This is a genomic window from Mycobacterium sp. SMC-21, from assembly GCF_045310825.1.
In the GTDB taxonomy this organism is placed as follows: Bacteria; Actinomycetota; Actinomycetes; order Mycobacteriales; family Mycobacteriaceae; genus Mycobacterium.
Genome location: NZ_JBJIAO010000064.1, coordinates 1 through 13,423, shown reverse-complemented (window position 1 = coordinate 13,423; position 13,423 = coordinate 1). Strand labels below are relative to the sequence as shown.

The 13,423-nt window shown below is 62.2% G+C and carries 12 protein-coding genes and 1 pseudogene; 9 read left to right on the top strand and 4 right to left on the bottom strand.

Going from position 1 to position 13,423, the window contains the following annotated elements; genetic code table 11:
• Positions 1-60: 60 nt before the first annotated feature.
• Complete coding sequence (locus tag ACJH6H_RS28910; RefSeq protein ID WP_406776316.1) at positions 61-855, bottom strand: SDR family NAD(P)-dependent oxidoreductase; 795 nt, start codon at positions 853-855, stop codon at positions 61-63.
• Positions 856-987: 132 nt separating this feature from the next.
• On the opposite strand from ACJH6H_RS28910, the gene ACJH6H_RS28905 reads away from it, so the two are divergent.
• Positions 988-1,617 (top strand): TetR/AcrR family transcriptional regulator, encoded by a 630-nt coding sequence (locus ACJH6H_RS28905; protein ID WP_226522215.1) that lies wholly within the window; start codon positions 988-990, stop codon positions 1,615-1,617.
• Positions 1,618-2,168: 551 nt separating this feature from the next.
• Here the strand turns inward: ACJH6H_RS28905 and ACJH6H_RS28900 are convergent.
• Both ACJH6H_RS28900 and ACJH6H_RS28895 read right to left on the bottom strand, forming a co-directional pair.
• A complete protein-coding gene (locus tag ACJH6H_RS28900) occupies positions 2,169-2,636 on the bottom strand; it encodes a PaaI family thioesterase (RefSeq protein WP_293021524.1) in 468 nt (155 codons plus the stop codon).
• Between the two features lie 481 nt (positions 2,637-3,117).
• Positions 3,118-3,945 (bottom strand): annotated as a pseudogene (locus tag ACJH6H_RS28895) (transposase); the annotation flags it as partial.
• A 370-nt stretch (positions 3,946-4,315) separates the two neighbouring features.
• Here ACJH6H_RS28895 and ACJH6H_RS28890 point away from each other — a divergent pair.
• Together ACJH6H_RS28890 and ACJH6H_RS28885 are read left to right on the top strand one after the other, a co-directional pair.
• Positions 4,316-5,347, top strand: coding sequence for a TIGR03617 family F420-dependent LLM class oxidoreductase (locus tag ACJH6H_RS28890; protein WP_293021503.1), 1,032 nt, complete (start codon positions 4,316-4,318; stop codon positions 5,345-5,347).
• Positions 5,348-5,763: 416 nt separating this feature from the next.
• On the top strand, positions 5,764-6,594 hold the full coding sequence (locus ACJH6H_RS28885) for an SDR family NAD(P)-dependent oxidoreductase (RefSeq protein ID WP_293021501.1): 831 nt from the start codon (positions 5,764-5,766) through the stop codon (positions 6,592-6,594).
• Positions 6,595-6,601: 7 nt separating this feature from the next.
• Here the strand turns inward: ACJH6H_RS28885 and ACJH6H_RS28880 are convergent, their stop codons facing one another.
• A complete protein-coding gene (locus ACJH6H_RS28880; protein WP_293021499.1) occupies positions 6,602-7,807 on the bottom strand; it encodes a hypothetical protein in 1,206 nt (401 codons plus the stop codon).
• A gap of 211 nt (positions 7,808-8,018) precedes the next feature.
• Here ACJH6H_RS28880 and ACJH6H_RS28875 point away from each other — a divergent pair, with 211 nt between their 5' ends.
• From ACJH6H_RS28875 to ACJH6H_RS28850, 6 genes are all read left to right on the top strand, one after another.
• Positions 8,019-8,666, top strand: coding sequence for a TetR/AcrR family transcriptional regulator (locus tag ACJH6H_RS28875; protein WP_346414674.1), 648 nt, complete (start codon positions 8,019-8,021; stop codon positions 8,664-8,666).
• On the top strand, positions 8,663-9,526 hold the full coding sequence (locus ACJH6H_RS28870) for an ABC transporter permease (protein WP_293021495.1): 864 nt from the start codon (positions 8,663-8,665) through the stop codon (positions 9,524-9,526). Before ACJH6H_RS28875 ends, ACJH6H_RS28870 begins: the two co-directional genes overlap by 4 nt.
• A gap of 1 nt (position 9,527) precedes the next feature.
• Positions 9,528-10,385, top strand: coding sequence for an MlaE family ABC transporter permease (locus ACJH6H_RS28865; protein WP_406776315.1), 858 nt, complete (start codon positions 9,528-9,530; stop codon positions 10,383-10,385).
• Positions 10,385-11,965 (top strand): MCE family protein, encoded by a 1,581-nt coding sequence (locus tag ACJH6H_RS28860; protein ID WP_346414672.1) that lies wholly within the window; start codon positions 10,385-10,387, stop codon positions 11,963-11,965. The genes ACJH6H_RS28865 and ACJH6H_RS28860 overlap by 1 nt, the downstream gene beginning before the upstream one ends.
• On the top strand, positions 11,962-13,011 hold the full coding sequence (locus tag ACJH6H_RS28855; protein ID WP_293021491.1) for an MlaD family protein: 1,050 nt from the start codon (positions 11,962-11,964) through the stop codon (positions 13,009-13,011). The genes ACJH6H_RS28860 and ACJH6H_RS28855 overlap by 4 nt, the downstream gene beginning before the upstream one ends.
• Positions 13,008-13,423: MlaD family protein (locus tag ACJH6H_RS28850; RefSeq protein ID WP_406776314.1), on the top strand; the 416-nt coding region annotated here is incomplete at its 3' end. The genes ACJH6H_RS28855 and ACJH6H_RS28850, both read left to right, overlap by 4 nt.

Here is a 13,423-nt window from a genome sequence, read left to right as displayed (position 1 = left end):
TCATCTTCGAGAGACCTCGACCCCTATCCCGGCAACGACGCGCCGATGACCTCTACACCCTCAACTGCGAAGAGCCCTTTTAATCTGCCACAGCACTTTTGCATCGATCTGAGGCACGACGTAGATTTGCCCCCGGTCATGTGCGTCGAGTGTTTTGCGTGCGACAGACTCCGGCGATACGCCGGTCCACTTCATCAGCGTGCCCGCGAGTCTGGCAGCAGACTCCTGGATCTGAGGATTATCTACGATGTTGGTTTTCACAAATGTCGGACAAAGCACGGTGACATTTACATCGGTACCAGAAAGTTCGGCTGCTAATGTCTCTGATAGAGCCAAAACGCCCGCTTTACTCACGTTGTAGGCGCCCATACGCGGCGCGGCGCCAAAACTTGCCGCGGACGCAACGTTGATTACACCGCATCGGCGATGCTCGCGCATCCGAGGGACAAAAGTCTCGCAACCGTAGATCACACCCCAAAGGTTCACTGAGATCGCGGCATTCCAGTCGTTTATCGATGTTGCACCGATAACGTTGCCACCCGCGCCGATTCCGGCGTTATTGATCACCAAGCTGGCGGGCTTTCCGAACCAACTCTCACCTGTCTTTGCCAACTGCTGTACCTGGTCAAGTTCGGTCACATCGCATTCGATGTCGAGGCCTTCGCCGCCTGCCTGGCGCACCAGTTCGGCCGACGCGCGCGCTGTGCTCAGATTTCTGTCAGCACATATCACCCGGCCACCGCGACGCGCGAGCTCTACAGCAAAGGCGCGCCCGATGCCACTGCCCGCCCCCGTCACGACAGCGTCGGCTCCATAACTCCGGCCTGGCGTTCGGCCAAGAAACGACAATCTCATGTGACCTTTCCCTATTTGATTTGGCGGCCGCAGAGAGATTGCGACGCAACTCACTTTTGGTGGCGGCTGCCACCATTGGTGGCGGATGACACCAGTTTGTCGGTCGCTTATCCCGTTTGTCAAGATGGTGGTGTGCGGTCTCAAAACAAGCGCTGGGGTGGGCGCACAGGCGCGGAACGGCGAGCAGAGCGGCGCCAGAGGTTCATCGAGGCGGCGACTGAAATATGGACCGAGAACGGCTGGGCTGCGGTAACCATGCGCGGCGTGTGCGCAACCGCCGGGCTCAATGACCGATACTTCTACGAAGAGTTCAAGACCCGCGACGATTTGCTCGTGGCAGCGTGGGACGGTGTCCGGAGTGAGGTGCTAGGCGAGCTCTCAACGCTGTTCAACGAGCGAATCGATCGGCCGGCGATGGAGACTATTACCGCGGCGATCGCCATCGTGGTTGACCGGATCGCTTCCGATCCAGGCCAAGCCAGCATTCTTCTCGCCCACCACGTCGGCAGTTCTCCACTTCAGGATCGCCGCGCACTCGCACTGCAAGACGCAACGCAACTCGTCGTGGAGGCAAGCCGACCCCATTTGCTTGATGACGTAGACGAGGCAGCGCTCCGCATGGATACCTTGGTTGCCGTAGGAGGTTTCGTCGAAGTCATCACCGCGTGGCATTCTGGGCTGCTCGATGTGTCGAAGGACGAGGTGATTGTGCATACGAGCCGACTAGCCGAGATTCTCGCGCAGCGTTACCTGGCTGATTGATGCACGGTGATGTAGCTGGTCGACTCGTTCTGCTCCGTCGAACTAGGTAATTCAACGAAGGCGATGTGCGCGACGGGGTCACCAGACACATGGCCTGGGGAACCGTCCGCTTTTGCGATCACACGAATGATGTCGAATACGATCGACCACGAGGTGCCCCACCGAACTCCAGCGGCAATCCACCGACAACACTATGCGTATTCCTACAGGTCGCCAAGGTTGACAATTGGGACCTCACCAATCGATGGGCGAAGCACCGAAGGTGCCCGGTGGACGAGAATCCGACTGCGGCTGGCGCCGATGCCCTGCGCCACCGCAGCCGGGAACCGACCCCGCTCACCAATTGGTCAACCGGGACGAAAGCTCTTGTCTTCGCCTTGATGAGCGTCGGGTTATTCGGTCTCCACCCATAGTCGGCGAATCGGGACTCTAGAGCGCCGCAGCTGCCAGAAGAACGACGAGGCGATCGCATCGATGGTTTCAACTCATACCGATTACGGCTGTCTGCGATCGGGTGCGGAAGGCACGAACGCGGCCTGCCGCAAACAGGTTCACTGCACTTCCTGTTGATGAGCCCCGTTGTCTGCACGGCGAACGAGTTCCGCGAATAGTTCACCGAATCCCTTGATGTCCCCATGCGCAGCGAAGTGCCCTACTTCCACTGCTACGAAGATCGCTTCAGCAGTGAAGCGCATGACGCCGTCAGCACCAATTCCGGCGCCGGTGACGTGGATGGCACGGCCATTGCGTTCAGTAATACGCGCGGCGAGCCTATGGGCATCATGCAGCGGAACCGGCTGCAAGTACTCGACGGTCAGCCTGCGTGTGACAGCCGGCGTTCCGGCGATCCACAACGTGAAGCCAAACAAGTCATCGCACGCGGCGGCGATGGCCCCGCCGTGGGCGAGACCTGGCGCGCCCACGTGCCGTTCATCGAATGTGACGTCCGCGTACACCTCCTCCCCTCGGCGGAAGACCGAAAGGTGCAGTCCATGCGGATTGTCTGGTCCACAGCCCATACACGTCGGAGTGTGCGACGGTAACCGCTGCACGTCCGGTGGATTCGAAATGCTCACAAAGACCTCTTCTCGTCACTGGTGGCAAGTACCACGATCGCTGGCGCTCGAACGCGGGCCGACTGCCCTGCTCGCTATCCCGAAGACGGGTAAGGGCACCACACCGATGGCGCCGAATCGGATTCCCTTGTCGCGCAACCGGGCACGAAAACTCCTCGTTACTTCCAGCAGAGACTCATCGACGTGTCTGGCGAACGCGAACGCCCGCCTCGAGACCTGCGAATCCTCACTAAGCCGGAAGCAACATGCTGTATTCAGCGTAGCCAGCAGCGACATCCACCAGTACTCACGAGAGTGCCGGAACGCTGGCTACCTGACAGTCAATGTTCATAGTCCGAGCAGCACAATCCGTACAGTTAGTTTCCCTACGCTACATTGAGTAGCATAGGGAATGCAATCGCTTTTCAACCGGGGCACCGACACAAAACCGCATCGAGTTACGGCTCAGATTCGCCGCGCACGTCTGCACCGCGGTGTGTGACCGCATGGTCGCGATCGCGTCCGGGAACCCAATGAGCCCGCCGCAGCGCACGGTCAACACATCCTTGACCCTGCGGTTGGCCAAAGCGGCGGATACCGACACCTAGAAAAACGAAGCGCCTTCGTTCGGCTGAACCCAGATCACCCGAACGCGCTTGATCCCGGTCATATCGACGGCCACAGCGATGTGGCGCGGCGTTGGTGGCGTGCGGCCGCCGTCTTTGACCTTCACGATCATCGCGTCGAGCTAGATCACCGGATACGACGATTCCGGCGGTCGGCGCTGCCATGCCAGGACCCCATCGGAGACCTCTTCGACGATACTGGGGATCGTCTCTCGCGATGCCTGCGTCCCGATCGCCGAGCCAAATCCGAAATCGGATGTCCCGCAAATTGATTCCGCACCGCATATAGAGAGATGGCCATGCCATCGAGCCTGCCTTAACCACGCTGGCCGATGGGTACCAGCATCGGGGGCAACGAACCGCTGCGGTCTCGCGGCACGTCCAAGAGTACCGGGCTGGCGTGGTGAGCACCGTCTTGAGTGGCCGCCGTTACAGCCCCTTGATCAGCTCGCCGTTCTCGTCCCCAAGGTGAGCAGGGAGTTCGGCGCCAGCCCACGTTGAAGGACGAGCTTGATCAACCTCGGCAGCAGCCCGCCATCACCGGTCACCGCCATCGATCAGCGCCGGCAGTTCATGCACTGCCCCGAAGCACGAAGCGCGTCGGCCATCTCGACTGCAGGGCTGGCGGCAATCAGCGCCGCATCCATTGCCCTTTTATGTCGTCACGTCCTGCGATCCTTCCGTTAAGAGGATTTACACAGTCCATCTGATGCGCCCACGGACCGCCCGCCATGCCGAGCGGGCTACTTCTTCGACTCAAGTACGCGCCACACGCCCGACTCGTGGACGATGCGCGCCAACGACGCCGTGAACGAGACCCGTTCGAGGCGACCCTCGGGACAGAAGTGTCACCATCAAGACCACCGGAACTGTCATAAATGAGATGTGATCGGTCCTATGGTGAGGTGCCATCACTTGCGGGTCGAAATGCCGGGGGTGCGGGCAGAACTGCGCGACAAGGAGATTGGCGCTCGGCACTTCCCACCGCCGCGAACATCCAACGCGTAGGCTCCCAGTGTGCACGTCGACGTGATGACCGTTCCGCAGCCTTTGACTCAGATGGGCGCACTTGCCCAGCGCACGCAGGCCGCCGGTTTCTCCGGCCTCCTGCTGACCGAGACCGGCCGGACCGCCTATCTGAGCGCAGCGGTTGCATCCCAGGCTGCGCCCGGGCTCGAACTGTCCACCGGTGTCGCAGTAGCTTTCCCGCGAAGTCCCTTCATCACCGCGGCATCAGCGTGGGAACTGCAGGAAGCCACAGGAGGCAAATTCCGCCTCGGGATCGGCACCCAGGTACGCACGCACGTGGTGCGTCGCTACGGCATGCCCTTCGAACAGCCTGGACCACGGCTGCGCGACTACGTACGCGCCGTGAAAGCGTGCTTCACCGCGTTCCGGACCGGCAAGCTCGACCATCACGGCGACTTCTACGACCTGGACTTCATCACCCCACAATGGAGCCCCGGCCCCATCGACGCCCCCGATCCCAAAGTCGATATCGCGGCGGTGAATCCGTGGATGCTGCGCATGGCCGGCGAGGTGGCCGACGGCGTGCACATCCACCCACTCGGCGAGCCGGGCTACATCGCCCGCCACGTACTGCCCAATGTCGCCGCCGGTGCCGAGAAGGCGGGTCGCTCCCCCGCTGACATCGACACGATCATCCCGGCGATGACGATTGTCGGCGACACCGACGAAGAACGCCACAACGAGCGTGAATTCGTGCGGGCCAGCATGAGCTTCTACGGCAGCACCCCGAACTACGCCTTCATCTGGGACGAGGCCGGTTTCGAGGGCACCACCGCGCGCCTGCGGGAGAAGCAGAAAGCCGGCGACATGGCAGGCATGATGGCGCAGATCACCGACGACCACATCGCCGCGTTCGCCACTGAATCCACCTGGGATGAGCTGGCGGACAAGCTCGTTGCCAAATATGACGGCGTCGCCACCCGCATCGTGCTCTACAACGCCCTCGGCGGGTCAGACCGCTTCGAACGGTACGGCGAGATCGCGCGGCGGTTGTCGGCGGCCTTGCCCCAGTTTGACTGACATCAAAACAAACTCACGATCGCGCCCGGGGACTTCGTTTCCGCAATGCGATGCCTCTATGCATTCTCGAGATCGGCCGCATAGGTCATTACGACTACACGCGCTGCCGCTTGAGTCAAGAAATCCTGTAGCTTTTGAACATCGGGTTAAGGGCGCACCGGAACAGTGCCATGGCCAGCCGCCTAGCGCTCAGAGCTATCGATTGTCTGACAGCGAGGGCCATGTGCTCCCGCTGCTCGCCAAGTTCGCATTGTTATCTGTAAGAGGAAGCCGATTTGGCGCCAATCGCACTGGTAGCCACGATGGTGACATGTGGTGGAGGGTCGGTGGCCGGTCGTTCCGTCGTACACATGTAACTCGCGTCTGCCCGATTGTGCGGACCTTCAATGCCAGCGGTACAAGAGAATTGGCGAGTCATGACCTTTGAATCGAAGTACGGTCCGTGGGCACTTGTAGCCGGTGCCTCTGACGGTGTCGGAGCGGCTTTCGCTGAGGCGTTGGCTGAGCGTGGGCTCAATGTGGTGTTGGTGGCCCGGCGGCAGTCGGCGTTGGATGAAGTGGCTCGCGGCATCGCGGATCGGACTGGGGTGCAGACGCGCACGCTGGTCGTCGACCTCTCTGCGCCCGAAGCCTCCCGTGCAATCGCGGATGCGACCCATGATCTGCAGATCGGTTTCCTCGCGTACTGCGCTGGCGCCGATCCCACCTTCAGACCGTTTCTGGAGACACCGATCGAAGTGTCAGAGTCATTGGTGCAACGTAATTGCGTGACCTTGATGCAGCTGTGTCATCAGTTCGCGCCGCGTATGGTCGAACGAGGTACGGGCGGCATTGTCATCTTCGGCTCCGGTGCCGGCCTGGTGGGTGGTCCGAATATGGTGGCATATGGTCCGAGCAAGGCATTCGACATGATTCTGGCTGAAGCGTTGTGGAGTGAGTTGAATCCCAAGGGAATTGATGTCATTGGCCTGATTCTGGGCAAGACGGATACGCCGGCGCTTCGCCAACTCGAATTCGAACGCGGCCAGCTTGCTTCACTCACTGCGATCCCCAACGGGGCCGACACCGTCGACAGTGTGGTCGCCGAGGCCTTTGCGAATCTCACCGACGGTCCGACGGTGTTTGTCGGGGACCAAATGCGTACTGCTGTCACGATGTTGGGGCAAGTAAGCCGTAATGATGCGGTTCGGTCGATGGCGATGGCGAGCGCCGCGTCGATGGGTGATGCCCTATCGACCGCCATATAGCGAGCGCCTATTCGTCGTCGCCGTCATCGTCCACACCCAACAGGTCCCCGAGGGTATTGAAAGCTGAAACCCGTTCTACAGGAATGGTGATCGGACCACCTTCGAACAGTTCGTTGTAGCCGTCAGCGGTGACCGTATAGGTGGCTGTCACATCGTCGAGATCGTCGGTACGAGCAATGAGGACGATGTCGTCGGCACTGCTCGTCCATGTTTTCCTGGGCCGCAACGTATCCAGGGTGATCGTCACTTCAAGGTCACCATCGTCGTTGTGGTCGTAAGTAACCGGATAGTTCTTGAGGCGCCTCGGGATATACGGCGGTGCGACGCCGCCCCACGTCGGGGCCATCCAGTGGCGGTCCTGCATCTTGTCGAGTTCGAAGGCGTCGGCAGCCCGCCAGTCGACACCGCGTGCTCCGGTGAATGTCAGCACGATCTCGACGTTGTTGAGGAACGAGGTTTCGACGTTTTCGATGGTGAACTTCAGACCCGAGCACGCCGCACCAGCCAAATGGCCCCGCGACCACTTCCAGTCGGCCTCGATCGTTTCCCGGTACGCCTGGACGCTCTCGTCGATTTCGATTTCGCTCAACACTTTTGGCGGTTCAGGTTCGGCGATCCCGAGGCTTTGATAGAGCCCGGCTGGGTTGAACCTGTCGAGTATGGACGGGGTTCGTGACTTCGATTGCTTAGCCGTTTCGGAACGTTCTCGGACCTGGTTCTCGTGCACGTCCACGAGCAGGTCGACCACCGCATCCTCGCCGAAGAACGTGACGGCGGTGCCGGCGACCGCCGCGTTGACGATCATGGGCGATCGACCTGGAGCGATCTTGAGGTACTGCTGACGTACGGATGCCATTTTCGGCCGGTCCAAGATGGTGGCCAGCCGTTCCAAGTGGTACCGCTCGATGGCGATGTCGCCACCGAGCTCACCCAGGTCTCGACGTTCGGCAAGCCGCAGTTCTTGGTTAGTGACGAAGGCGATTCCGACCGGATTGTGCTTGCGGGCAACGTCGATGTCGTCTTCCAGCTTGCCCTTGATGGTGTTGAAATCCTGTTGTCCCCGAGGGAAATACACCGCCCAGGTCCATTTGTTGCCGTCGCGGGTGCACTCGCCGTCGCGGCCGCCGTCCTTGCCGCCCAGCGGGTGGGAGGGGTCGATGTCCTTGGACTGATCCGGTGGTGCTCCGCAACCCGTTAGCACGGCGGTGGCCATACCTGTGGGACTTCATGAAGATGTAGAAATCGCTCCATTGCCGGACGGGCCGCCCTACTGTGCTGCGCCAGCAGTTCGATGTGTATTCCATCAAACCGAAACAGCGCAAAACTTACGTTTGAAACAATTGATTCCGTTTCTCGGAGAGTGTGCTCAAATCCGGAATTGATGCGCTACTGTGATCCGCGTGACAGGCGAGGTGCGCGCGACCATGGCGGAACGCCAGCGTGCGAAACGGGCTGAGTTGGTGCGGGAGGAAGTCATTGACGCCGCGTTGGCTGAGTTTGCTGTGCGCGGGTATCACCAGACTTCGATCAGCCATATCGCCAAACGGCTGGGCGCTGGTCATTCGATGTTCTACCGCTATTTCGCCAATAAGCGCGACATCATCGACCAGGCCGTGCGCCGCGTCAACGGCCGTTTGCTGTCAGCGATCGGGGAGGTGTTGCCCGGCAGCCTCGCCACCATCACGGAGTTTCGCGAGTACGTGATGGCGGTCGGGATGGCTTATACCGATGTGCTTGCCGAAGAACCGCGGCTGTTGCAGTTGATCGTCATGGAGGCCGCGGGCGTCGACCAGCAGATGACCGAGCAGTTCCACCACATGTTCGACGGCGGTGTGCGGTCGTTGTCGGCCATGCTCCGCGACGGCATCGCTCGCGGTTACATCCGTTCTGACATCGATGTCCACGGCACCGCGGAATCGATCGTGGCGATTCCGTTCGGGATCGCGCTGCGTCATGGGCAGAAGCCCGACCGCGACAGACTGGTCGCGCAGACGCGGGCAACCACCGACCTGGTGTGCCGTGGCATCGCCGCCGAATGGCAGGCGTCCGACTCGAGTGAGCAGACGCGATGACGGACGACGCACAGGCCGGCGGAGCGGCCAACCGCGCTGCCATCGGCGAAGCCATCGACTGGGTCCGGCGGTACCTGCAGAACCATCCGATCGCGTCGCTGAGCACCGCCGGCGGCCAGATCGTGCTCGGGCTGCGGACTCTGGAGTACCTGTTCTTCGACATCATCAAGGGCCGGTTCCAGGTGCGCGAGTTCCTGGATCAGGCCGCTTTCATGGCCGGAACCGCCTTCACCCCAACGGTTCTGGTGACCATCCCGATCAGTGTGACGTTGTCGATCCAGTTTGCCTTGCTCGCCGGCCAGGTGGGCGCCTCGTCGCTGTCGGGTGCGGCGACCGGTCTGGTGGTCATCCGGCAGGGCGCCCCGCTGGTCGCGTCGCTGCTGCTCGCGACGGCGGTCGGCTCGGCCGTCTGCGCCGACCTCGGGTCGCGCACCATGCGCGAGGAGATCTCCGCGATGGAGGTCATGGGGGTGTCCCCGATCCAGCGCCTCGTCGTGCCGAGGCTGGTCGCTCTGGTCCTCATCGGTGTGTTGCTGACCGGTGTCACCAGCTTCGTCGGCTACCTGGCGAGCTACATGTTCAACGTCTACCTGCAGAACGGCACCCCGGGCTCGTTCATCGCGACGTTCTCGTCGTTCTCGACGGTTGGCGACCTGGCGCTGGCCATGGTCAAAGCGGTCGTCTTCGGTGTCATCGTGGCGGTGATCAGTTGCCATAAGGGCCTGGATACGCGCGGTGGTCCGGCGGGTGTGGCCAACTCCGTCAACGCCGCCGTGGTGGAGTCGGTGTTGCTGATGATGATCGTCAACGTCGTCATGAGCCAGCTGTACGTCGTCATCTTCCCGAAGACGTCGATCTGATATGGCCGCCCCATCAACATTCACCCCGACACCGCTGCGGCCGATCACGGCCGTCGGCAACGGGCTGCTCAAGGCGGCCGGGCGTACCGGCCACATGGTCGAGTTCTTCGGCAGGGTCTTGTTGGCCATGCCCACGATGTGGCTGCGTTACCGCAAGGAGTTTCTGCGGCTGCTGTCCGACATCACCTGGGGTAACGGCTCGATCGTGGTCGGTGGTGGCACGCTGAATGTCGCCGGCGTGCTTGGTGTCACGGCCGGGGCGCTGGTCGCGGTCGAGGGCTACAACGCGTTGAACCTGCTGGGCCTGGGGCCGGCCACCGGGTTGGTCTCCTCGTTCGCGACGACGCGAGAGCTGGCGCCGGCAATGATCGCGATGGCCTTCATCGCGCAGGCCGGGTGCCGGTTCACCGCACAGCTGGGCGCCATGCGGATCAACGACGAGATCGACGCGCTGGACACCCTGGGTATCAATTCGGTGGCCTACCTGGTCGCGACGCGCGTCATGGCCTCGATCATCGCGGTGGTTCCGCTGTTCCTCGCGTCCCTGGCGCTGGCGTATCTGTCGTGCCAGTTGGTCAGCGTGATCGCCGGCCAGTCGACCGGCACGTATCTGCATTACTTCGGTCTGTTCCTGGAGGGCCGGGACGTCTTGTTCGCGACGATCAAAGCTGTGGTGTTCGTGTTCATCTCGTCGACCATCCAGTGCTACTACGGCTACTTCGCCTCCGGCGGCCCGGCGGGTGTGGGTGTGGCGGCCGGGCGGGCGATGCGCGGCAGCGTCACCGTCGTGATGATCGTCAACATGCTGCTCACCATGGCGCTGTGGGGCGTCATCAGCGGTGCAAGGTTCGGTGGCTGATGGCTAACTCGTTCGACCACGACCCGCGGGGCTCGACCGACCGCAAGCTGGGTGTCATCGGCCTGTGCTTCGCGGTGGTGGCCTCGATCGCCGCGGTCCTCATGGTGGTGAAATCGCAAGGCAAGTTGGACGATTTCGTCCGGGTGGACCTGAAGCTCATCAACATCGGCGACGGCCTGCCGGAGCGCTCCGACGTGAAGTTCCGCGGCGTGATCGTCGGCATGGTGTCGAGCGTGACGCCCTCGCAGCACGGTTCACCGAACGTGGTGCACGTCAACATCCAGCCGCAGTTCGCTTCGCAGATTCCCGACACCGTGACCGCACGAGTGGTGCCGGCCAACCTGTTCGCCGTATCGGCTGTTCAGTTGGTGCAGAACGGTAATGGCGCGCGGCCCATCCGCACCGGTGACGTCGTTCTCGAAGACCAGACCTTGCCCACTGTGCTGTTCCAGAACGTGTTGGCCAAGCTGCGGCAGCTGCTCAAAGCCGTTGGGCAGGCGCCGGATTCGAACAATGTCGGTGTCTTCGCGGCACTGTCGGAGGCCACCCGCGGTCGGGGGCAGAAGCTCACCGACGCCGGCGGCGACCTCAACAGGGTTATGCAGCAACTGAATTCGGTGGTTGCTTCCGACGATTCCGGGCCGACGACGTTGTCGGCGCTGAAGTCGGCCGCCGACAGTCTGCGTACGGTGTCGCCGGATCTGTTCGCCGCGCTGGACAGCTCGGTACAGCCGATGCGCACCTTCGCCGAGAAGCGTTCCCAGCTCACGAATTTCCTGACCGGTGGGCTGCACACGACCGGAACCCTTGCTGATGCGTTCGAGCACCAGACCGACCGGATGATCGAAGTCAGCACCGGGCTGACTCCAGGGCTGGGTGTGCTGGCTGATCACGCCGGCGAATTCCATGGCATCTCAACGCGATTGCAGGCCTTGGCCAACAAGGTTTACGACGAGGCCTACAACCCGGAGACCCACCTGCTGACTCTCGGTACGGTGATTTCGATCAACCCGTCGCGCCAGTACACCCGGGCAGACTGCCCACGCTACGGAGCCATAGAGGGGCCCAGTTGCCGCACCGCACCGGAAACCCCGACCGCGCCCGATCTGAAGCCGGGCCTGGCCTCGATGGGCATGGGAGTCCCACCGTGGGTGACCGAGAACCGCCCCAACTTCGCGCCGCCCCGATTCTCTGTGCCGGTGGTACCGGACTTCCCCGGCCCGCCGGACCGCAACGCGCCGCCGGCACCACAGGGTGCACCGGCGCCTGCAGCGCCGGACCCCGGCCCGGCACCCGCGCCACCTGCAGCCCCACCGTTAGCGGCAGAGGCGGGCGGGCCGGACGGTGCGCCCGCGCCTGCGCCTGCGCCAGTACAGCAGCAGTCCGCACCGCTGTACGGCGGCACCGTCGGTCCGGTCGGTAGTCAGATGGAGAAGAACCAGCTCAGCCAAATCGTCGGCGGCCCAGCCACTTCCGCTACCGAATTGCTGCTGGGCCCCGTCGCCCGCGGCAGCAGCGTCCAGATCACTCCTGAGCCCGGCCCCGCCGATGGCGGGCAGGCAGACAAGGGCCGGCCATGAGAATCAAGCGCAGCACCATCATTGGCCTGGCACTGTTCATGGTCTTCTCGGTTGCCGTCACCTGGATGGTTTTTGCCACCTTACAACGCAACATCGCTGGTCCAACCTCCAGCTATTCGGCCATTTTCAGCGACGTGTCGGGGCTGGCCGAAGGCGATGATGTCCGGGTCGCCGGAGTACGGGTAGGTCGGGTCGACAAGATCGAACTGACACCCGACAACAAGGCCAAGGTCGACTTCCAAGTGCGCAGCAACCAAACGCTCTACGCCAGCACGCTGGCCTCGGTGACGTACCAGAACATCATCGGGCAGCGGTACCTCGGGCTGAGCCAAGGCGATGGCGAGCGCCGCAAAATGCCTGCAGGAGCGCAGATTCCGGAACAGCGGACCAACCCGTCGTTCGATATCTCCTACATGCTCAACGGTTTTGAGCCACTGTTCACCGAGCTCGATCCGCAGCAGGTGGACAACTTGACCAACGCCATCATCGAGGCGTTCCAGGGCAATCAGGGATCGCTGTTGACCTTGACGACCCAGGCTTCGTCGCTGACGCAGACCCTGGCGGGACCGGATGCGGCGCTCGGCGACCTGATCGCCAACCTGGACAAGCTGATGGCGACGCTAGCCACGCAGAGCAAGAACCTGGAAACCATGCTGCACCAGACGTCGGTGTCGTTGTCCTCCTTGAACAGTCGGCGCGACGAACTCGTCGCATCGGTCGGGGCGATCACCGCGAACGTGACGCGGCTGTCGGCACTGGTCGATGCGATCACCCCGGATGTACAGCAATTCATCGACCGCGATCCGGGCTTGCTCAAATACGGTGTGGGCGAGGGCAAGCCCCGCCTGGCTTTCGCGCTGGCCAATGTTCCGTTGCTGCTCAAGGGCCTTGCCCGGATGACGCAGGACGGGAGCTATGGCAACATATATGCCTGCGACCTCGACTTCGGTCTATGGCGCGGCCTGCTCAACTGGTTCCGGATGTTCGTGATCCGGGCGACACCGGGTAATGGCAACGAGGTCTGGCATTCGGCGGTGTGCCAATGAGCGAGCTGTTCGGAAAGCTGCGTCCTGAGATCGTGGGTCAGCGGAAGCGCGTGCTGGAGGACTACAACAAGTTCTGGCTCGGCGCGATCGGCCTGGCGGTCATCGTCGTGATGATCGCAGCCGTCGTGCTGGTCAGTGTTCTGGACGTCGACAAGAAGCAGTACACCGCCGAATTCGCCCAGGCGGCCGCGATCAAGTCGGGCAATCCGGTCACCATCGCGGGGATTCCGGTCGGCGAGGTGCAGGACGTGCAGCTGGCCGGCGATCACGTGGTGGTGACGTTCAAGGCCGACAAGAACGTACGGTTGGGCACTGAGACTCACGCGGCCATCAAGCGAGCAATTGTCAATACCTGTGGATCGGGGTGTTTCAGGCGACCTCCGTTTCGGTGTGTTGATCGCCGTCTGACGGT

Bases quoted from the DNA above. Each gene is read 5' to 3' on its own strand.
- ACJH6H_RS28860 (WP_346414672.1), top strand. From the start codon at position 10,385: ATGGCTAACTCGTTCGACCACGACCCGCGGGGCTCGACCGACCGCAAG.
- ACJH6H_RS28910 (WP_406776316.1), bottom strand. From the start codon at position 855: ATGAGATTGTCGTTTCTTGGCCGAACGCCAGGCCGGAGTTATGGAGCC.
- ACJH6H_RS28855 (WP_293021491.1), top strand. From the start codon at position 11,962: ATGAGAATCAAGCGCAGCACCATCATTGGCCTGGCACTGTTCATGGTC.
- ACJH6H_RS28875 (WP_346414674.1), top strand. From the start codon at position 8,019: ATGGCGGAACGCCAGCGTGCGAAACGGGCTGAGTTGGTGCGGGAGGAA.
- ACJH6H_RS28865 (WP_406776315.1), top strand. From the start codon at position 9,528: ATGGCCGCCCCATCAACATTCACCCCGACACCGCTGCGGCCGATCACG.
- ACJH6H_RS28870 (WP_293021495.1), top strand. From the start codon at position 8,663: ATGACGGACGACGCACAGGCCGGCGGAGCGGCCAACCGCGCTGCCATC.
- ACJH6H_RS28900 (WP_293021524.1), bottom strand. From the start codon at position 2,636: ATGGGCTGTGGACCAGACAATCCGCATGGACTGCACCTTTCGGTCTTC.
- ACJH6H_RS28885 (WP_293021501.1), top strand. From the start codon at position 5,764: ATGACCTTTGAATCGAAGTACGGTCCGTGGGCACTTGTAGCCGGTGCC.
- ACJH6H_RS28880 (WP_293021499.1), bottom strand. From the start codon at position 7,807: ATGGCCACCGCCGTGCTAACGGGTTGCGGAGCACCACCGGATCAGTCC.